We start from the raw sequence: 19,292 nt of genomic DNA on the forward strand, positions 1-19,292 counted from the left end.
CGGGTCCCCGCCTAGGCAGAGGCGACAGTCATTTCCCGGGAGCTACAGCAGCTTTTCGATATCCTTGGCGATACCCTGCGGCTTGTCCGCCGGCCCGTAGCGTTTCACCACGCGGCCTTCGCGGTCGATCAGGAATTTGGTGAAGTTCCACTTGATCGCCTTCGATCCCATAAGTCCGGGCTGTTCGCGCTTCATCCAGTCGAACAGCGGGCTGGCATTGTCGCCATTGACGTCGACTTTCCCCATCAGCGGAAAGGTCAGCCCGAAATTGACCTTGCAGAATTCGGCAATCTCGCCCGCATCGCCCGGCTCCTGCCCACCGAACTGGTTGCAGGGAAAGGCAAGCACCTCGAAACCGCGGTCGCCGAACCGCTGGTACAGCTCTTCAAGCCCGTCATACTGCGGGGTGAAGCCGCATTTGCTGGCGGTGTTGACCACCAGCAGAACAGTGCCGAGCTTGTCCTTCAGCTCGAGAGGTTCGCCCTTGTTGGTGGCGACGGTGAAATCGGCGATGGTGGTCATGCTCTTGCAGTTTCCTGTATCGATAGCGCGGGCGCAGCCAAGCGCGGCGCCGCGTCACTCGCGCGGGAAATCGGGGCGCTTGGACAGTTCCGCGATCTCCGCGGCATGGTATTCGCGGTCGCCCGCCTTCTCGATGTAATAATCGGCGCGTTCTTGCTCGGGCAGCAGCATCAGATGGCGGACCAGTTCGGCGAAGCTGCCGCTGCGCAGGCCCTTGGCACCGTCGAGCACGCCATTGCCGTCGCCGGTGTGGTGCAGGCTGGCGCGGTCGTCCCACTGAATGCCGCCGTGGTGGTCGTGGTCGCCCTTGAAGGTGCTCGGATGGTCGGTCATGAAAATCTCCTTTGAGCGACCAACGAGCGAAGCGCGCTACGGGTCCGCTATTCGAGCACACCTTCATGCAGGCGCACGACGCGGTCCATCTTCTGCGCCAGCCGCTCGTTATGCGTCGCGATCAGCGCCGCGCTGCCCTCGCCCCGGACAAGGCTGAGAAACTCGCCCAACACCCTGTCGGCAGTCGCTTCGTCGAGATTGCCGGTGGGCTCGTCAGCCAGCACCAGATCGGGCTTGTTGGCCAGCCCGCGGGCGACCGCCACGCGCTGTTGTTCGCCGCCCGACAGCTGGCTGGGGCGGTGATCGAGCCGGTGGCCGAGCCCCAGCGCGACGAGCAGTTCTTCCGCGCGTGCCTCGGCTTCGGCGCGCGGCCTGTCCGCTACCAGTTGCGGCAGGACCACGTTTTCCAGCGCATTGAAATCGGGCAGCAGGTGATGGAACTGGTAGATGAAGCCCAGGTGTTCGCGGCGCAGCACGGTACGGGCATGCGAATTCGACTTCTCGGCCGAATGGCCGGCTATCAGGATCTCCCCGCCGAACCCGCCTTCGAGCAGCCCGACCGCCTGCAGCAGCGTCGACTTGCCCGATCCCGACGGCCCGAGCAGCGCGACGATCTCGCCCGGACGGATCGCGAGATCGACCCCGCGCAGCACGTCGATCCGCTCGCCGCCCTGTTCGAAGCTGCGGGTGAGCCGCTTGAGCCCGACCACCGGTTTCACGCCGGGACTATTCATAACGCAGCACCTGCACGGGATCGGTGTTCGCCGCCTTCCACGCGGGGTAGAGCGTGGCGAGGAAACTGAGGCCCAGCGCGAGCAGCACGATCATGGTTACTTCGCTGCCATCGACCTTCGACGGGATGGTGGTCAGGAAGCGGTATTGCGGGTCCCACAGATCCTGCCCGGTCAGCACGCCGAACCCCTCGACGATTTGCTGGCGCCCGGCAAGGATTAGGAAGCCCAGTGCAAGCCCGGCCAGCGTGCCGATCGCGCCGATGGTGAAACCGGTGGTGACGAAGATCTTGATCAGGCTCTGCCGTGTCGCGCCCAGCGTGCGCATGATCGCGATGTCGCGGGTCTTGGCGCGCACCAGCATGACGAGGCTGGATAGGATGTTGAACGCCGCCACCAGCACCATGAAGCTGAGCGCGAAGGCCATCGCCGCGCGTTCCACCTGCAGCGCTTCGAACAGCGTCGCGTTGATCGTCTTCCAGTCAGATACCACGGCCCGGCCCTGCACCGCGCGCTGCACCGGTTCGAGGATTTCGCCGACCTCGTCGGCATCCTCTACCGTCACCTCGATCATGCCCACCGTATCGCCGATCAGCATCAGCGTCTGCGCATCCTTCATCGGCATGACGACGAAGGCGCCATCGTAATCGTAGACGCCGATCTCGAAGATCGCGGCCACTTCATAGCCGATCTGCCGCGGCACGGTGCCGAACGGGGTCGAGCGCCCCTGCGGATTGATGATCGTAATTGTATCGCCCACTCGCGCGCCGATATTCTCGGCCAGCCGGACCCCGATCGCCACCTTGCTTGCTCCCGCCTGCAACTGGCCAAAATCGCCCGCCACTGCCTTGGTCGCCAGCTCGGCGATGTCCTCGTCGGTGTTGCCGCGGACCAGGATCGCTTCGACGCGGCCGTTGAAGCTGGTCAGCAGCGGCTGTTCGATCAGCGGGCTGGCATCGACCACTCCCGGCGTGGCGCGGACTTCGGCGAGGATATCCTCCCAATCGTCCAGCCGCCCGCCGTAGGCCTGGACGATGGCATGGCCGTTGAGCCCGACGATCTTGTCGAGCAGTTCGGCGCGAAAGCCGTTCATCACGCTCATCACCACGACCAGCATCGCCACCGACAGCATCACCACCCCGATCGAGATGCTCGCCACCAGCGCGATGAAGGCCTCGCTTTTGCCCGGAAGCAGATAGCGTTTGGCGATTGTCCATTCGAAGGGGGAGAGGATCAAGGCGGCCCTGATTGTTGCCTGCGGATGGAGCCGCGTTTAGGCAGCCAATCCTTGCTGCGCAATGAAATCGTGTGGCCGCTCGCGGCATTGGTCGCACTGCCCTTGTAATCGAGGCGTAACACCGCCATTGGGCGCGCATCCCGATCAGCTTCGGCGGACAGGCCTTTCGATGAACCTCACGCACCCGTTTCTAGACGAGGATGGCGACAAGTTGCGCGAAGAGTGCGGCGTGTTCGGCGCGGTCAATGCGACCGATGCCTCCGCCGTCACCGCGCTCGGCCTCCATGCATTGCAGCATCGCGGGCAGGAAGCCGCGGGCATCACCAGCTTCGACGGGGCCGAATTCTACACCCGCCGCGGGCTCGGCCATGTGGCGGAGAATTTCTCCAGCCAGGAAGCGATCGCCGAACTGCCCGGCATGATGGCGGCGGGCCATGTCCGCTATTCGACCACCGGCGGGTCGGGCCTGCGCAATATCCAGCCGCTCTATGCCGACCTCGCCAGTGGCGGTTTTGCAGTGGCGCACAATGGCAATATCTCGAACGCGGGCATGCTGCGCGAGGACCTCGTCCGGCGCGGGTCGATCTTCCAGTCGACCAGCGATACCGAGGTCATCATCCACCTCGTCGCCACCAGCCGATATCCCACGATCATGGACCGGCTGATCGATGCGCTGCGGCTGCTCGAAGGCGCCTATGCGCTGATCGTCATGACGCCCGAGGGCATGATCGCCTGCCGCGATCCGCTGGGCATTCGCCCGCTGCAGATGGGCCGGATCGGCGATGCCACGCTGTTCGCGTCGGAAACCGTCGCCTTCGACGTCGTCGGCGCCGAATTCGTCCGCCAGGTCGAACCCGGCGAAGTAATCAAGGTCGATTTCGACGGCAATGTCGATTCGCTGCATCCCTTCGGCAACCATTCGGCGCGGCCCTGCATTTTCGAGCATGTCTATTTCAGCCGCCCGGATTCGGTGTTCGACGGGCGCAGCATCTACGCTGCACGCAAGGCGATCGGCGCCGAGCTTGCGCGCGAGACTCCGGTCGAGGCCGATCTGGTCATCCCGGTGCCCGACAGCGGCGTGCCCGCGGCCATCGGCTATGCGCAGGAAGCGGGCATCCCGTTCGAACTGGGGATCATCCGCTCGCACTATGTCGGCCGCACCTTCATCCAGCCGAGCGACGGCGCGCGCCATGCCGGCGTCAAGCGCAAGCACAATGCCAACCGCGCGCTGGTCGAAGGCAAGCGCATCGTCCTGATCGATGACAGCATAGTGCGCGGCACCACGAGCCTGCAGATCGTCGAGATGATGCGCGAGGCCGGGGCCACCGAAGTGCATTTCCGCGTCGCCAGCCCGCCCACCGCGCACAGCTGCTTCTACGGCGTCGATACGCCCGAGCGCAGCAAGCTGCTCGCCGCGCGGATGGACGTCGAACCGATGCGCGAATTCATCCGGGCCGACAGCCTCGCCTTCGTCTCGATCGACGGGCTGTACCGCGCGGTCGGCGAAAAGCCGCGCGATGCCGCCTGCCCGCAGTTCTGCGATGCCTGCTTCACCGGCGATTATCCCACTTCGCTGACCGATCTCGCCCGGCGCGACGACAAGCAGCAGCAGCTTTCCTTCCCTCCCGAACAGGTCGCCTGATGACGAAACCGCTCGACAACCGCCTGGCCCTGGTCACCGGGGCGAGCAAGGGAATCGGCGCCGCCACCGCGCAGGCGCTGGCCGCAGCCGGCGCCCATGTGGTGCTCACCGGGCGCGACGTACGCGCGCTCGAAGCGGTCGAGGACACGATTCATGCCGCTGGCGGCGCTTCCACCATCGCACCGGTCGATCTGGCCGAAAGCGACGGGATCGCGCGGCTCGCTTCGGCAATTGCCAGCCGCTGGGACAAGCTCGACGTACTCGTCGCCGCAGCCGCCTACCTCCCCACGCTGACCCCGGTCACGCAGATCGACGGCAAGCAGCTGAGCCAAGCGCTGACGGTCAATTTCCTCTCGACCCAGGCGCTGCTCGCCAATTTCGACCCGCTACTCAAGCGTGCCGAAGCGGGCCGCGTGATCGGCCTGACCAGCAGCGTCGGGGCGAGCCCGCGCGCCTATTGGGCGGCCTATGGCACGACCAAGGCGGCGTTCGACAACCTACTCGAAAGCTATGCGCAGGAGGTCGAGAAGACCTCGAAGGTGCGCGTCGCGCTGGTCGATCCGGGCGCCACGCGCACGGCCATGCGCGCCAAGGCCTATCCGGGGGAAGACCCGCAGACGGTCAAACCGCCCGAAACCGTGGCGGAACGGCTCACCCAATTGCTGGTCGAGGGCTTTGACGGGTTCCACCGCGAGCGGGTCGAAGCCTGAGTTAACCAAGTCCGGGAACGCTTTGGCCACCTTGATCGACCATATCCGCTGCCTGCGCGCCCGAATGCGCGCCAGGACCAAGCGGGACAGATCGAAAAGGGGCGCCGCCATGATCCACCAGTCGCAGGATCGCTATTCACTCGCCGCGCAGGAAGATCGCAGCGCGCCGCGCGCGAAGCTGGCCATTCCCGGCCAGTTGCGCGCGAGCGGCGGCCGTGCCTTCCAGACGGTCGTCCACGACCTGTCGGTATCCGGCTTTTCCGCCGCTGCGCTCAACCGCATGCACGAAGGGCAGCTATGCTGGCTGACCATGCCCGGGCTCGAATCGCTCCAGGCGCAGGTCGTGTGGTGGGAAAAGAGCATGGTCGGATGCGCGTTCAGCGAATTGCTGAGCCCGCTGGTGCATGACAGCATCCTCGCGCGGTTCGGCGACCCGAGCTACCAGCGCCCTTTCTGAACGCCCATTCCGGTCAGGTGGTGACGGCGTAGCCCTTGCCGGGACGCCGCCACCGGCCGGTTACTCAGCCGCCGCGACGATCTTGCCGATCAGAGCGCGAAAGCCGTCGCGGTTCGCACCGCTGGTCGCGGTTTCCCAATTGCTGACCACGGCCACCACCAATTGTTCCTGCGGGACGATGGTGATCGCCTGGCCGAAGATGCCCTGCGCGCCGTACATGCTGCCAGGATAGGTCCACCACTGGTACCCATAGCCGAAGCCGGGCGCCTGCGGTGCGAAGTCGACCAGCGGCGAACCGGCGGTGGCGAACCAGCCTGCGGGTACGGTGCCCGCCCCGCCCTCCAGCGCGAACTGGCCCATGCGCGCATAGTCGGCCAGCCGCAGCGACAGGCAGCAGCCACCGATATTGCCGCCGGTGAGATCCTGCATCCAGAACAGGCCACCTTCGAAGCCCGCGGGTTCGACGATCTTTTCCGCGGCATAGGCGGCCAGCGACTGGCCGGTCGCCTGTTCGACGATCAGCCCGAGCAGATTGGTTTCGAGCGTCTTGTAGACCCACTTTTCGCCAGCGGGCGCCTCGCGCGTCAGCGTGCGCGCGTAGGTGACCGCCTGAGATTCGCCCGCAACCGGGGCGACCGCCAGCATCTTGGCAACGTCGCTGTCGGGATCGGTGTAATCCTCGTTCCATGCCACGCCCGAGGTCATGGTGGCGATCTGGCCGACGCTGACGCCGTCATAGGCGGTGCCCGCCAGTGCGGGGATGATCTCGGTTACCGGCGTGTCGACACTGGCAATCGCACCATCGGCGATCGCCGCCCCCAGCAGCGTGGACGTGAAGCTCTTGGCGACCGAGAAGCTGGTCCAGCGTCCGGTCGGGCCGAAACCCAGACCGTAATCCTCGAACAGCACTTCGCCGTCCTTGAGCACCATCAGGCCGGCAGCCTGCGTTTCGGCCATGTATTCGCGCAGTTCGGCCTGCAGCGAGGCAGGCAGCGGCGCTGCGCTGCGCGGCAATTCGCGAACCGTACTGGCAGGCGCGACCTCGAGCCCGGGGAACGATCCTTCCATGTCGCGGAACACTGCCGAGCGGCGCTCATCACTCCAGAACAGGATCGAGTCGCTGGGATCGAGGCTGGCCATCTGCTCAGGCATCGACTGGGTCACTGCAGGCGGCGGAACCGCCGTCGCCGTGGCGGTGCCACCATCGCCATAGGCCGTGCCGCAGCCGACCAGCGCCAGTGCCGCCACCGAAATCATAAGTCCGCGCATCATTTCTCTCCCTCTTTCACCAGTGTAACCTGGTGGACGTCGATCCCGCCCCCGCGGAACCCGCCTTCGCAATACATCAGATAATATCGCCACAAGTCGCAGAATTCCCGATCGAAACCCTGCGGCAGGCGATCCTCCGCCACTGCCCTATCGAAGTTCCGGCGCCAGTGCAGCAGCGTATCGGCATAATCGTGGCCGAAATCGTGCTGGTCCTGCCATGCAAGTCCGCGTTCCTCGGCAAGGCGGCGAAATTCGCTGGTGCGGATCAGCAGCCCGCCGGGGAAGATATAGGCCTGGATGAAATCCGCACTTCGCGCATAGGCGTCGAACAGATCGTCGCGGATCGAGATATACTGGATCGCCGCGCGGCCCCCGGCGCGCAAATTGCGTGCGATGCAGTCCATGAAGGTCGGCCAGTATTCGCGGCCCAGCGCCTCGACCATTTCGGCGCTGACAATGGCGTCGTAGCGGCCGTCGCAGTAGCGGTAATCCTGCTTGCGGAACTCGGCCACGTCCGGATGATGGCTGCGCGCCCACTCCAATTGCTCGTCGGACAGGCTGATCGCGGTCACCCTGCGGCCCTGCGCGGCCAGGCTTGCCGCCAGCGCGCCCCAGCCGCAGCCGATTTCGAGCACGCTGGACGCTTCCCCGATCCGGCCGGCAAGCGCACCGCACTTGCGCCGCTGCGCCGCCTCCAGCCCGTCGTCCGCCGGTGCCAGCGCCGAGGAATAGCTCATCGTCGGATCAAGCCAGGCAGCGTAGAAATCATTGCCCAGATCGTAATGCGCGCTGATGTTCTTCTGCGCGCCCTGCGGGGTGTTGCGATTGAACAGATGCGCCAGCTTCAGCGCGTGGCGGAACGGCCCCTTGGCCCGTGCAGTATCGCCCAGGTGCTGCGCATGCTGCATGAACAGGGCGAACAGCGGCACCGGATCCGGGCTCCACCATTCGCCGGCTTCCCACGCCTGGTACCAGCCGACCGACCCATTGCTGGCCAGCCGCACCAGCGCGTTCCAGCTGCGCAGTTCGACCGTGCATTCGAAGCCCGGCGAACGCCCGCCGACGGTGCGCCGCGTGCCGTCGGGCAGCGTGGCATGGATCGCGCCGCTAACCAGCGCCCGGTCGATCCGGTCGATGATCTTGCCGATGCCGGGCGCAACCAGCCGCGCGACCAGACCGGGCCTGCGAACGAAACGCTGCGATCCGGCGACAAGCTCGCGCCCGCGGGAGGTGGTCGGCATATCCATCGTCCGCGCTATGGCTCGGCGATCTGTCGTTCACAAGCCCGCGGCATTCACCGCTGCGCCGCGGCGGCGGATCAGCCCTTTGCGCTGCGATAGGCTTCCAGCGCGCGCTCGCGCGCTTCGCGGTGGCCGATCACCTTGGCCGGGTAATCGCCGCGCCGGTCTTCGGGAGGATCGTGGATCTCGTCATCGCCAAGCCCGGCCAGTTCGGGGACATATTCACGGATATAGCCTGCCGCATCGAATTTCTCGCTCTGCGTCAGCGGGGCCATGATGCGCACGAACATGTTGCTGTCGACCCCGGTGCCCGAAATCCACTGCCAGTTGACACCGTTGTTGCCGTAATCGGCATCGACTAGGCAGTCCCAGTACCACTGTTCGCCGAAGCGCCAGTCGATCAGCAGGTGCTTCACCAGGAAGCTGGCGCAGATCATCCGCACGCGGTTGTGCATCCAGCCGGTCTGCCACAGCTGCCGCATGCCCGCATCGACCACCGGATAGCCGGTCATGCCTTTCTGCCAGCACGCGAAGTCCTGCGCGATCAGATGTCCCGCATTGGGGTTCCGCCACAGCGTGCGCTCGTCGTAGTCGCGGTAGCTTTCGCGCGGGTAATCGGGGAACTGGTCGATCACGTTCTGCGCATAATCACGCCAGATCACCTCCTTGGCGAAGGTGTTCCAGCCGTCGCTGCGCTTGTCTTTCAGCCTGTGCCAGACCTGCGCGGGGCTGATCTCGCCCCAGTGCAGATGCGGCGAGAGGCGCGAGGTGGTGTCTTCGGACGGCAGATTGCGGCCCTCGTCGTAATCGCCCACCACATCGGCCCACCAGTCGAGCCGGTCATGCGCCGCCTGTTCGCCGAAGTCCCAGAATTCGCGAATGCCGCCAGCCCAGTCGGGCTTCGTGGGCAGGAGCGACCAATCAGCCAGTTCGTCACTTTCGGGCCAGCTATCGGGCGAAGACAGCGTCTCGGGCTCTGGCAGCGGGTCGCGCGGAGGCATAACCTCCAGCATGGATTTCGCAAACGGAGTGTAAATCTTGTAGGGATCGCCCGAACCGGTGGTCACGCTGCCGGGCGGAAGCAGGTAGTTGCCGTCGTAGAGGCACAATTGCCTGTCCCCGCCCAACGCGTCGCGCAGTTCGTCTTCGGCTTCCTTCCACCATGGCTCGTAGTGGCGCATCGCGTGGATGCAGGTGGCGCCGGTTTCGTCGGCCAGCGCGGCAAGCACCTGCGTGGCGTCGCCCCGGCGCAGCACGATCCTCGAATTGTGCGCGCCATAGCTCTTGCCGAGGCTTTCGAGCGAATGATGCAGCCAGACCTTCGACGCCCCGCCATAGGCATGGTCGCCCGCGCGGTCGTCGTCGAGGACGTAGACCGGAATGACGGGTCCGGCTTGCGCGGCGGCATACAGCGCGGGATGATCGGCCATGCGCAGATCGCGCCGCAGCCAGACGATGTGGGGTGCAGTCATGCCGTTCTAACCGCCGGGTGCTGGCGTGGGTTCCGTTTGCACGCCGGGGCAGACCCCCGCGGGCAGTTCGACCGAAAAGCGATCGCCCACCCGCGGATCGTAGAAGCGCGCATCACGCAGCCACAGCGAGCCATCCTCGCGCGGCTCGATCAGCGGGGTGCGTGCCCAGAACAGGAAGGCGTCGACCGCGCTATCGCCTGCCCGCGCCGCTGCCAGATCGCACCGGTCGAGCGGGACCCCGGGCAGCGTGGTGTCTTCGCCGAGCGTGTACAGCCCGTTGCCGCCGCTGATCATCTCGCGCGCGAGCGGGTTGAACGGCACCGGGCTGGCGATCACGGTTGCGGTCCCGGTCGGGCTGGCGTCGAGCGCGTTTTCGTCGGCTGCGGTGATCATGGCGTTGAGCCCGATATAGGCGAGCGCCGCCGCGAGCGCCGCGCGTGCCGGCCTGCGCCACTCCCCACCCCGCTTTTGCCGCCGGAGCGAGAACCATGTGGCAAAGCCCATCAGCAGCCACAGCCAGATATCGATGATGAACAGCGTGTCGCCGTAGAACCAGCGCGAGGAAAACGGCTCGAGCAGGCGGATGCCGTAGACATTGAGCCAGTCGAGCGCGGGATGCGTCAGGCAGCCGAGCAGCGCTAGCGCGTAGAGCCACTTGAACCTGACCGGAAGCCGCGCCTCCGGGCGCTTGCCGCGTTTCGCCTGCCAGCGGTCGAAGCCGTAGAGCAGGCCCGCCAGCATCAGCGGCAGCAGCAGCATGGCGGGCGGACCATGCGTGATGCCGCGGCGGAAGCCGAGGTGTTCGACTCCTTCGAGCCAGAAGAAACAGGCCGCATCGACATCGGGCAGGTTTGCGCCAATAATCAGCGCAGGCATCGCCAGCCCGGTCTTCCGCTTGAGCCCCGCCTGCCCGATCAATGCCCCGACGAGGCTGTGTGTGAGATTGTCCATTGCGCGCGAGTGATAGCCCGCCCCGCCCAAAAGGAAAGGGCGGCAGGTTGCCCCGCCGCCCTTGTCAAGCCGATTGCCTGAGAATCAGGAATCGAAGTTTTCGCCGCGGCGGGCGGACGTGAATTCGCGCCGGTCGAGATAGGTGTCGCCGTCGGTATCGTAATAGAAAAAGCTGTCGGCAGCCTTGTTGATCGTTTCCGCCTTCAGCTCGGGCTCGCCCTGGTCGTTGAGCGCTTCATGCTGCGGATCGAGCGGGATGGCCCAGATCGCATATTCGGCGACCGAAAGCTGGTCGTCATCGTTCCGGTCGAGATAGCCCCAGGTCATGTTCTGGCGCCGGCGCATGTTGGTGTCTGCGTCACGCTCCTGCGAGGCGGCTTCCATTTCGCTCCGCTCGTCCTCGCTCATGTCGGCTGCGATCGCTGCCTCGTCGGCATTTGCGACCTGCTCCGCCGCAACCTCGTCGCGGTAGCCGTCATATTCGCTGCGAAATGCATCCGCGTCGAATGCGTCGCGGCGCGTCTGCGCGTCGTCCGAGAGCGCGTAGTCGCGCGTCATCGGGTCGTATTCGGCAGTCGCGGCGGTCTCGACATCGGCCATTTCGCTGCCGACCACCGGATCTTCGGCGACGTCGTCCCCGCAAGCGGCAAGCGCCAGGGCAAGTGTGGAAAGCGCGGTCGTTTTCTTCAGAATGGTCATGTGTCCTCCATTGGTTGAACGTCCTGCCGGCGGCAGGGGAATGTCCAACCAACGAAGCCGCACCGCAATCGGTCCGCCTCGCGCGAAACCGATCGCCGGATGCGTCAGACCGGGTCTTGCGCGGTCCCGTCGACGGTCCAGGTCTGGCCCTGGCCCAGCAGTTTGGCCAGATTGGCCTCCTTGCCTGCGCTTGCGGCGGCCTTCTCGGCCAGCACAGCAGCCTCGAAGGTCGGGCGCGGATCGTCGTACAGCACGCCCAGCGCCATCGGGAACGGGCCGAAGGGCATCTCGACGAGCATGTGCGCGATCGAGCGGTTGGTGACGTCGTGCACGATCACCCCCGCGGCTTCCCAGTCGCCATCGACGACATCGACCACTTCGAGGTTGAGCGTGTCGCGGTTGAGCGCAATGCCCTTGGCATCCTTCGCGAACAGCATCGGCTTGCCGTTTTCGAGCCACAGCTGCTGGTCTTCGGCGCCCTTGGGGGCGGCGAAATCGTTGAACACGTCCTTGTTGTAGACGATGCAGTTCTGGAAGATCTCGATGAAGGCGGCGCCTTCGTGTGCATGGGCGGCCTTGAGCACATCCGGCAGGTGCTTCGACACGTCGAAACCGCGGCCGACGAAGCGCGCCCCGGCACCCAGCGCGAATGCGGCGGGACGGGCGGGATGGTCGTAGCTGCCGATCGGGGTCGAGGGCGACTTGGTGCCCTCGCGACTGGTGGGCGAGGCCTGGCCCTTGGTGAGACCGTAGATCTCGTTGTTGAACAGCATGATCTGCATGTTCACGTTCCGGCGAAGGACGTGCATCAGATGGTTGCCGCCGATCGACAGGCCGTCGCCGTCGCCGGTCACCAGCCAGATGTCGAGATCGGGATTGGCCAGCTTCGCGCCCGTGGCGAACGCGGGCGCGCGGCCGTGGATCGTGTGGAAGCCGTAGCTCTCGACGTAATAGGGGAAGCGGCTCGAACAGCCGATCCCGCTGATGAAGACGGTGTTGGCCGGGTCCGCGCCCAGCTGCGGCAGCGTGCGCTGCACCGCCTTGAGGATCGCATAGTCCCCGCAACCCGGGCACCAGCGGACTTCCTGGTCGGTTTCCCAGTCCTTGAGCGTGGTTTCGATTTTCACTGGTGCGTTCACGAGCTGTGCTCCTGCGATTGCGGCGAGGCCTGGTCTTTCAGCGAGCCGTCGTCATGTCCGGTTTCCAGATGCGGCAGCTGGTCGTCATTGACCGACACCTGCCCGCCTTCATTGCCATCGATACCATCGAAATACTTGCCGATGGCCTCTTCGAGCTCGGCAATCTGGAACGGCTGGCCGCTGGTCTTGGTCAGCGGCACGGCATCGACGAGGAACTGGTCGCGCAGCACGGTCTTGAACTGCCCGGTATTCATTTCGGGCACGAGCACGTGTTCGAAGCTGCGGAGCAGGTCGCCGAGATTGGCCGGCATCGGCCAGATATGGCGAACGTGGATATGGCTGACATCGAGCCCCTTGCGGCGCGCATTGTCGACCGCGCGGTGGATCGGGCCATAGGTCGAACCCCAGCCGACCACCGCGAGCTTGCCCGAAGTCTCGCCGAGGCAGACTTCCTGGTCGGGCACGGTGATGCCTTCGATCTTGTTCTTGCGCGCATCGGTCATGCGCTGGTGGTTGTCGGGCGAATAGTCGATATTGCCGGTCAGCTCGTGCTTCTCGATCCCGCCGATGCGGTGCATCAGCCCCGGCGTACCCGGCTTGACCCAGGGACGCGCGCCCTTGGCGTCGCGCTTGTAGGGCAGGAAGACACCCTCGCCTTCGTCGTCCTGCGCGTTCTTTTCGGTCAGGAAACTGGCCGGGAACGGCGTGTAGCTGGCCGGGTCGGGCACCTTCCACGGTTCGGCGGCATTGGCGATATAACCGTCGGTCAGCAGCATCACCGGGGTCATGTACTGCACCGCGATGCGGCAGGCCTCGATTGCGACATCGAACGCGTCCGACGGACTGCTGGCGGCGATGACCGGCATCGGCGCATCGCCGTTGCGGCCGTAGACCGCCTGGTAGAGATCGCTCTGCTCGGTCTTTGTCGGCAGGCCGGTCGAAGGGCCACCGCGCTGCGAATTGACGATCACCAGCGGCAGTTCGGTCATGATGCCGAGCCCGATCGCTTCGGTCTTGAGCGCGATCCCCGGGCCCGACGAACTGGTCACGCCGAGGCTGCCCGCATAGCTGGCGCCGATCGCGGCGCAGACCGCAGCGATCTCGTCTTCCGCCTGGAAGGTGGTGACGTCGAATTCCTTGAGCCGCGCAAGGTGGTGCAGGATCGCCGAAGCCGGCGTGATCGGATAACCGCCGAAGAACATTGGCAGTTCGGCCAGCTGCGCGCCGGCAACCAGCCCCAGGCTGACCGCTTCGGCACCGGTGACGGTGCGATAGAGGCCGGGCTTGGACGGAACCGGATCGATATGGACCTGCTTCAGCGGCCCCGCGAGTTCCGCCGTTTCGCCATAGGCATGCCCCGCGTCGAGCGCTGCGATATTGGCATCGGCGATCTCGGGCTTGGACTTGAACTTGCTCTTCAGCCAGTCGTGGATCGGGTCGCGGGGACGATCGAACATCCACAGCGCAAGGCCCAGCGTCCACATGTTCTTCGACCGCAGCGCGTCCTTGTTGCCAAGGCCGTAGGGCTTGACCGCCTCGATCGTCTTCTCGCTGATGTCGAAGGCCAGCAGGTCGAACTTGCCCAGGCTGCCATCTTCGAGCGGATTGGCGTCGTATTTCGCCTTCTCGAGGTTGCGCTTGGTGAAGGCGCCGGTATCGGCGATGATCAGCCCGCCGGGCTTGAGCGCGGCGAGGTTCACCTTCAGCGCGGCGGGGTTCATCGCCACCAGCACGTCGGGCGCGTCGCCCGCGGTGTTGATTTCGCGGCTGCCGAAATTGATCTGGAACGCGGAAACGCCGAACAGCGTGCCCTGCGGCGCGCGGATTTCCGCGGGGAAATCGGGGAAGGTGGCCAGGTCGTTCCCCGCGAGCGCGGTCGACAGCGTGAACTGCCCACCGGTCAGCTGCATGCCGTCGCCGGAGTCGCCGGCGAAGCGCACGACTACGCTTTCGGGGGTTTCGGGGAGGCCGTCCTGCGGCGCCGTGGCGGCTGTAGCCATCCGGGTCATCCTTGTCTGCGCCACCCACCGGCGGCGCCGTTTCCAATTGGAAGCGCCACCTAGGCCGCGCCCCATTCTCTCGCAATGAAGTTTCTCTGCTAGGCCGAAAAAGCCTCATGGAAAAGCGCTCCAAACACGCTAAGTTCCAAAACGCAACGGATTTTGGAGAGAGAACGACATGGCCGATACAGAACATTATGTCCGCGACGACGTGCGCGGCTTCCTCGACATGCTCGAAGCGATGGGCGGCAAGGGTGTCGAAGAGGTCGGCGCACAGGAAGGCCGCGAACAGATGCGCGCCATGGGCGCCCTGGCCGAAGCCGAGCCGCGCGCGATGGCGGTGCAGAAGGACCTCACCTGCCCCGGTCCCGCCGGCCCGATCCCGCTGCGCTTCTACGATCCGCGCGCAGAGCGCGAACCCGGGCCCTGCGTGCTGTTCTTCCACGGCGGGGGCTTCGTCATCGGCGATCTGGTAGTTTACAATGCGCTGTGCACCGAGATCGCGCACCATCTCGACCTGCCGGTGGTCTCGGTCGACTACCGGCTGGCCCCCGAACACCCCTTCCCCGCTGCGCCCGACGATTGCGAAGCGGCCGCGCGCTGGGTCGCTTCCTCGCCTGCCGAACTGGGGCGCGAAATCACCGGGCTGGTCATCACCGGCGACAGCGCGGGCGGCAATCTGACGATCGTCACCACCAACCAGCTGACCAACGAGCCCGCCGACGTCCCCGTGATCGTCCAGGCGCCGATCTACCCCGTCGCCAGCGATCTGAGCCAGCACCGGAGCCTGGCGATGTTCGCCGAGGGCTTCCTGCTGACCGGCGCGGCGATGGCCTGGTTCACCTCGCAATATGGCGGCGATGCGAGCGACCCGCGGCACACTCCGATGGTGGGCGACTGTGCCGACACGCCGCCGACCGTGGTGTGCACCGCCGGACTCGACCCGCTGCGCGATTCGGGACGGGAATACGCCGCACATCTGGTGCAACTCGGCACGGAAACCGTGTTTCTCGAGTTCCCCGGCATCGTTCACGGCTTTACCACGCTGAGAAAAGCGATACCGAGCGGACAGAAGGATCTCGAGGCGTTTCTCGACGCCGTGAAACTGATGGTGGAGCGATACAGGTGAGCGATGGGCTCGGTTACCGTCCCTGCGTGGGCGTGATGTTGGTCAACAGCGACGGCAAGGTCTTCGTCGGCCGCCGGATCGACAACAAGGAAGGCGACTGGTGGCAGATGCCGCAGGGCGGCGTCGATGACGGCGAGGACCTGCGCGAGGCCGCGCTGCGCGAACTGCACGAGGAAACCGGCGTGCGGAGCGAGCATGTCACTATCCTCAAGGCGCTGGACGAACCGATCCGTTACGACCTGCCCGAAGAACTGATCGGCAAGCTGTGGGGCGGCCGTTTCCGCGGGCAGGAGCAGGTCTGGTACCTCGCGCGGTTCGCGGGCAGCGATACCGATATCGATCTCGAGGCACATGACCCGCCCGAATTCTGCGACTGGAAATGGGTCGAGGCGGAACAGCTTCCCGACCTCATCGTGCCGTTCAAGAAACGCGTGTATCGCGCGGTGGTCGAGGCTTTCCGCGAACTGGTCTGACGGACCCGCCGCGGCGACCGCTGCCGGGGTATCCGGTCAGTTCGACTGCGGCACCGCGGCGTCGGGCAGCAACGCTTCAGCGGTTTGCACCCGCGCCGGCGGACCGGCCGCGATGGTTGCCGACAACGTCTGTGTTTCGGGGCAGCTTTCGCCGCACAGCGATTCCAGCTTGGCCAGGCTGCCCTTGGCCATTTCGACCGCGCCCTTTTCGACCAGCGCCTCGCCCTCGCCCGCAATCGCGGCCAGATTGCGCGGCTCGCGCGTCAGCGCTTCGCGGTAATAGCGGATCGCCTTGCCCTGCAGCCCGTCGGCGCGGGCGGCTTCGGCCAGTCGCAGGAAGATCGGCGTGTGGCCCGGGTCGACCGCCAGCGCGGCCTCGAAGGCGTCGATCGCCCCCTGCGTATCGCCTTGCGCCAGCGCGGTTTCGCCCTTGGCGATCAGCACGCCCGCTCGCGGCTCGGGCGCGTCGTTCCCGGCCCAGCCAACGCTCGATGTCACGGCCAGCGCCAGGGAAAGGGCAGCAGCGGCAGGGGCAAAACGCATGATCGTCTCCAGCGGGGTCGTCCGTCGAAAAGGTGGCACATCAGCCATAATCTAAATGGCTAACACGTTCACCCTGCACAGGCGATGAAAAATCCGTCGGTCCCGTCATGCGCCGGTGCGAGCCGGATCCCTTGGCCGCGCGCCTGCCCCAGTGGCAGCGCCATGGCCTGCGGCTGCAGCTGCGGATGCCGCGCGAGGAAGGCTTCGAACTGCCCCGCGCCCTCTTCGTCGAGCAGCGAGCAGGTGACATAGACCACCCGGCCGCCCGGCTTGATGAGCTGCGCCGCGATGTCGAGCAGATAGGCCTGCAGCTCGGCCAGCCGCGCCAGTTCGGCCTCGTCCAGTCGCCAGCGCGCTTCGGGATTGCGCCGCCAGGTCCCCGTGCCCGAACAGGGGGCGTCGACCAGCACAGTGTCGGCCTGTCCGGCCAATCCGGAGAGCGCTTCCATTTCGCGCCGGGGGTCGAGCAGCAAGGTCTCGATGCAGGTCGCGCCTGCCCGTTCGGCGCGCGGAGCGAGCCGGGACAGGCGGCCGCGATCGGTATCGGAGGCGACGAGCCGTCCCTGGTTGTCCATCGCCGCTGCGAGCGCGAGCGTCTTGCCACCCCCGCCCGCGCATAGATCGACCACCGTTTCGCCGGGCCGTGTAGCCGCTGCGAGGCAAGCCAGCTGCGAGCCGGTGTCCTGCACTTCGATCGCGCCCGCGCGGAAGGCGTCCCATTGCTCGACCGGGGTGCCGGTGGCGAGCCGCAGGCCATGCGGCGCGGCGGTGGGCACGGCGGCTTCGGGCAAGGCGAGCGTGGCGCGCTCGGCCCTGAGCGTGTTGACCCGCAAGTCGAGCGGAGCCCGGTCGAGCAACGCGGCCGCATCGGTGCCGTCCATGCCCGAGGCGGCGAGCCGGTCGACCAACCAGCGCGGCGCGACCCCGCCCTCGGCCACCGGCTCGTTGTCGGCCAGCGGCGCGGGGCCGTAGTGCGATCCGTCGAACAGCAGCGCGATCGCCGGATCGTCCTGCGCCAGCCGCAGCATCGCCGCGCGGCCGGTCGCGGGGACCGGGCCGCAGGCGCGGATCGCGGCATAGACCAGTTCGCGGATCGCCCGCCGGTCCTTCGACCCGGCAAAGCGGTTGCTGCGGAACCATTCGGCGAGGATCCGGTCGGCGGGCGCGGCTTTTGCGCGCGCGGCCTCGACGATCCTGTCGAGCAGCTCGATCGCGGTCTGGACCCGGGCAGCGGGCGTCATGGCCTAGCGCGTCGGATAGTTGGGCGCTTCGCGGGTGATCGCCACGTCGTGGACATGGCTTTCGGCCAACCCGGCATTGGTGATCCGTACGAATTGCGCGCGCTTGCGCAGATCCTCGATCGTGGCGCTGCCGGTATAGCCCATCGCCGCCTTGATCCCGCCGACCAGCTGGTGGACGACCGCCGCGGCAGGGCCTTTGTAAGGGACCTGCCCCTCGATCCCTTCGGGGACCAGCTTCTGCTGGCTGACATCGGCCTGGAAATAACGGTCGGCGCTGCCGCGCGCCATCGCGCCCACGCTGCCCATGCCGCGATAGGCCTTGTAGCTGCGGCCCTGGTAGATGAAGGTCTCGCCGGGCGCTTCCTCGGTCCCGGCCAGCATCGAACCGACCATCACCGTGCTTGCGCCGGCAGCCAGCGCCTTGGCGGCATCGCCGCTCGCGCGCAGACCGCCATCGGCGATGACCGGGATGCCATATTCCTCGGCCGCCTCGGCGCTGTCCATCACCGCGGTCAGCTGCGGCACGCCGACGCCGGCGACCACGCGCGTGGTACAGATCGAGCCGGGGCCGATCCCGACCTTGACCGCATCGGCGCCGGCGCCGGCCAGCGCCTTGGTCGCTTCGGCAGTGGCGACATTGCCCGCGATCACCTGCACGCTGTTCGACAGCTTCTTCACCCGTTCGACCGCGCGCGCGACATCCATGTTGTGGCCATGCGCAGTGTCGATCACTACCACATCGACCTCGGCATCAATCAGCGCTTCGGTGCGTTCGAAGCCCTTGTCGCCCACGGTGGTCGCGGCAGCGACGCGCAGGCGCCCGGTGGGGTCCTTGGTGGCATCGGGATAGGCGACCGCCTTCTCGATATCCTTGACCGTGATCAGCCCGACGCAGCGCCCCGCATCATCGACCACCAGCAGCTTTTCGATCCGCCGCTGATGGAGCAGCCGCCGTGCCTCTTCCTGCCCGGTGCCGAGCGGCACGGTGGCGAGGTTCTCGGTCGTCATCAACTCGCCGATGGGCTGGCGCGGGTTCTCGGCAAAGCGGACGTCGCGATTGGTCAGTATCCCGACCAGCTTGCCGTCGCGATCGGTCACCGGGATACCGCTGATGCGGTTGACGGACATGATGTCCTGCGCCTCGCCCAGCGTGGCTTCGGGGTGGATGGTGATCGGATTGACCACCATGCCGCTTTCATACCGCTTGACCGCGCGCACTGCAGCGACCTGTTCGTCGACTTCGAGATTGCGGTGCAGCACGCCAATCCCGCCAAGCTGCGCCATGGCAATTGCCATGTCGGCCTCGGTCACCGTGTCCATCGCACTGGACACCACCGGGATGCTGAGCCCGATATCGCGCGTCAGCCGCGTGGCGGTGTTCGCCAGCGAAGGCAGGATATCGCTCTCGGCAGGACGCAGGAGCACGTCGTCGAAAGTAAGACCGAGGGGGATGTCGAAATGTGCCACGTGGAGAATCGCCTGCCGGGGGGAGAAATGTGGCGG

At 66.2% G+C, this 19,292-nt stretch carries 19 protein-coding genes; 5 read left to right on the forward strand and 14 right to left on the reverse strand.

The genetic code is table 11. The annotated features are described in order from the left end of the window. Nucleotides 1-42: 42 nt before the first annotated feature. Genes WKH79_RS04590 through WKH79_RS04605 form a run of 4 tightly spaced genes read right to left on the reverse strand, consistent with a single transcriptional unit; the run spans nt 43 to nt 2,823 of the window. Nucleotides 43-522, reverse strand: a complete 480-nt coding sequence (locus WKH79_RS04590) for a glutathione peroxidase (RefSeq protein WP_341859745.1) — start codon at nt 520-522, stop codon at nt 43-45. Nucleotides 523-576: 54 nt separating this feature from the next. After that, nucleotides 577-855: a hypothetical protein gene (locus WKH79_RS04595; RefSeq protein ID WP_063506580.1), complete on the reverse strand. Its 279-nt coding sequence runs from the start codon at nt 853-855 to the stop codon at nt 577-579. Nucleotides 856-902: 47 nt separating this feature from the next. Further along, on the reverse strand, nt 903-1,589 hold the full coding sequence (locus WKH79_RS04600) for an ABC transporter ATP-binding protein (protein ID WP_341859746.1): 687 nt from the start codon (nt 1,587-1,589) through the stop codon (nt 903-905). Beyond that, nucleotides 1,582-2,823 (reverse strand): lipoprotein-releasing ABC transporter permease subunit, encoded by a 1,242-nt coding sequence (locus WKH79_RS04605; RefSeq protein WP_063511705.1) that lies wholly within the window; start codon nt 2,821-2,823, stop codon nt 1,582-1,584. Before WKH79_RS04605 ends, WKH79_RS04600 begins: the two co-directional genes overlap by 8 nt. A gap of 169 nt (nt 2,824-2,992) precedes the next feature. Here WKH79_RS04605 and purF point away from each other — a divergent pair, with 169 nt between their 5' ends. From purF to WKH79_RS04620, 3 genes are all read left to right on the forward strand, one after another. Next, entirely contained in the window at nt 2,993-4,465 is a 1,473-nt protein-coding gene (purF, locus tag WKH79_RS04610) for an amidophosphoribosyltransferase (protein WP_050601174.1), read from the forward strand. Beyond that, nucleotides 4,465-5,175 (forward strand): SDR family NAD(P)-dependent oxidoreductase, encoded by a 711-nt coding sequence (locus tag WKH79_RS04615; protein WP_341859747.1) that lies wholly within the window; start codon nt 4,465-4,467, stop codon nt 5,173-5,175. The genes purF and WKH79_RS04615 overlap by 1 nt, the downstream gene beginning before the upstream one ends. A gap of 109 nt (nt 5,176-5,284) precedes the next feature. Further along, a complete protein-coding gene (locus WKH79_RS04620; RefSeq protein ID WP_050601172.1) occupies nt 5,285-5,632 on the forward strand; it encodes a PilZ domain-containing protein in 348 nt (115 codons plus the stop codon). Nucleotides 5,633-5,692: 60 nt separating this feature from the next. On the opposite strand, the gene WKH79_RS04625 is transcribed toward WKH79_RS04620, so the two are convergent. The 7 genes from WKH79_RS04625 to WKH79_RS04655 all read right to left on the reverse strand — a co-directional run bounded on the left by WKH79_RS04625 (nt 5,693) and on the right by WKH79_RS04655 (nt 14,403). Beyond that, the gene (locus tag WKH79_RS04625) at nt 5,693-6,901 is read right to left on the reverse strand and encodes a serine hydrolase (protein ID WP_341859748.1); all 1,209 of its coding nucleotides are present in this window, start codon (nt 6,899-6,901) and stop codon (nt 5,693-5,695) included. Next, nucleotides 6,901-8,148: a cyclopropane-fatty-acyl-phospholipid synthase family protein gene (locus WKH79_RS04630; protein ID WP_341859749.1), complete on the reverse strand. Its 1,248-nt coding sequence runs from the start codon at nt 8,146-8,148 to the stop codon at nt 6,901-6,903. The genes WKH79_RS04625 and WKH79_RS04630 overlap by 1 nt, the downstream gene beginning before the upstream one ends. A gap of 71 nt (nt 8,149-8,219) precedes the next feature. Further along, nucleotides 8,220-9,614 carry a deoxyribodipyrimidine photo-lyase gene (locus WKH79_RS04635; RefSeq protein ID WP_341859750.1) on the reverse strand — a complete coding sequence of 465 codons (1,395 nt, stop codon included), beginning with the start codon at nt 9,612-9,614 and terminating at the stop codon, nt 8,220-8,222. Between the two features lie 6 nt (nt 9,615-9,620). Further along, complete coding sequence (locus WKH79_RS04640; protein ID WP_341859751.1) at nt 9,621-10,565, reverse strand: metal-dependent hydrolase; 945 nt, start codon at nt 10,563-10,565, stop codon at nt 9,621-9,623. Nucleotides 10,566-10,649: 84 nt separating this feature from the next. Next, entirely contained in the window at nt 10,650-11,264 is a 615-nt protein-coding gene (locus tag WKH79_RS04645) for a hypothetical protein (RefSeq protein ID WP_341859752.1), read from the reverse strand. 104 nt (nt 11,265-11,368) lie between these two features. Beyond that, a complete protein-coding gene (locus WKH79_RS04650; RefSeq protein WP_050601166.1) occupies nt 11,369-12,403 on the reverse strand; it encodes a 2-oxoacid:ferredoxin oxidoreductase subunit beta in 1,035 nt (344 codons plus the stop codon). Further along, nucleotides 12,400-14,403 (reverse strand): 2-oxoacid:acceptor oxidoreductase subunit alpha, encoded by a 2,004-nt coding sequence (locus WKH79_RS04655; RefSeq protein ID WP_341859753.1) that lies wholly within the window; start codon nt 14,401-14,403, stop codon nt 12,400-12,402. Before WKH79_RS04655 ends, WKH79_RS04650 begins: the two co-directional genes overlap by 4 nt. A 178-nt stretch (nt 14,404-14,581) precedes the next feature. Here WKH79_RS04655 and WKH79_RS04660 point away from each other — a divergent pair, with 178 nt between their 5' ends. Then, nucleotides 14,582-15,532, forward strand: coding sequence for an alpha/beta hydrolase (locus tag WKH79_RS04660; protein ID WP_341859754.1), 951 nt, complete (start codon nt 14,582-14,584; stop codon nt 15,530-15,532). Then, nucleotides 15,529-16,005 (forward strand): RNA pyrophosphohydrolase, encoded by a 477-nt coding sequence (locus tag WKH79_RS04665; protein WP_082835416.1) that lies wholly within the window; start codon nt 15,529-15,531, stop codon nt 16,003-16,005. The genes WKH79_RS04660 and WKH79_RS04665 overlap by 4 nt, the downstream gene beginning before the upstream one ends. 36 nt (nt 16,006-16,041) lie before the next feature. Here the strand turns inward: WKH79_RS04665 and WKH79_RS04670 are convergent, their stop codons facing one another. The 3 genes from WKH79_RS04670 to guaB all read right to left on the reverse strand — a co-directional run bounded on the left by WKH79_RS04670 (nt 16,042) and on the right by guaB (nt 19,256). Then, nucleotides 16,042-16,548 carry a tetratricopeptide repeat protein gene (locus WKH79_RS04670; protein ID WP_156488860.1) on the reverse strand — a complete coding sequence of 169 codons (507 nt, stop codon included), beginning with the start codon at nt 16,546-16,548 and terminating at the stop codon, nt 16,042-16,044. 68 nt (nt 16,549-16,616) lie between these two features. After that, on the reverse strand, nt 16,617-17,789 hold the full coding sequence (locus WKH79_RS04675) for an RsmB/NOP family class I SAM-dependent RNA methyltransferase (RefSeq protein ID WP_341859755.1): 1,173 nt from the start codon (nt 17,787-17,789) through the stop codon (nt 16,617-16,619). Between the two features lie 3 nt (nt 17,790-17,792). Continuing rightward, on the reverse strand, nt 17,793-19,256 hold the full coding sequence (gene guaB, locus WKH79_RS04680; protein ID WP_341859756.1) for an IMP dehydrogenase: 1,464 nt from the start codon (nt 19,254-19,256) through the stop codon (nt 17,793-17,795). Nucleotides 19,257-19,292: the final 36 nt, after the last annotated feature.

It is taken from the genome of Qipengyuania sp. GPGPB31, from assembly GCF_038396345.1.
GTDB classification, from domain to species: Bacteria; Pseudomonadota; Alphaproteobacteria; order Sphingomonadales; family Sphingomonadaceae; genus Qipengyuania; species Qipengyuania citrea.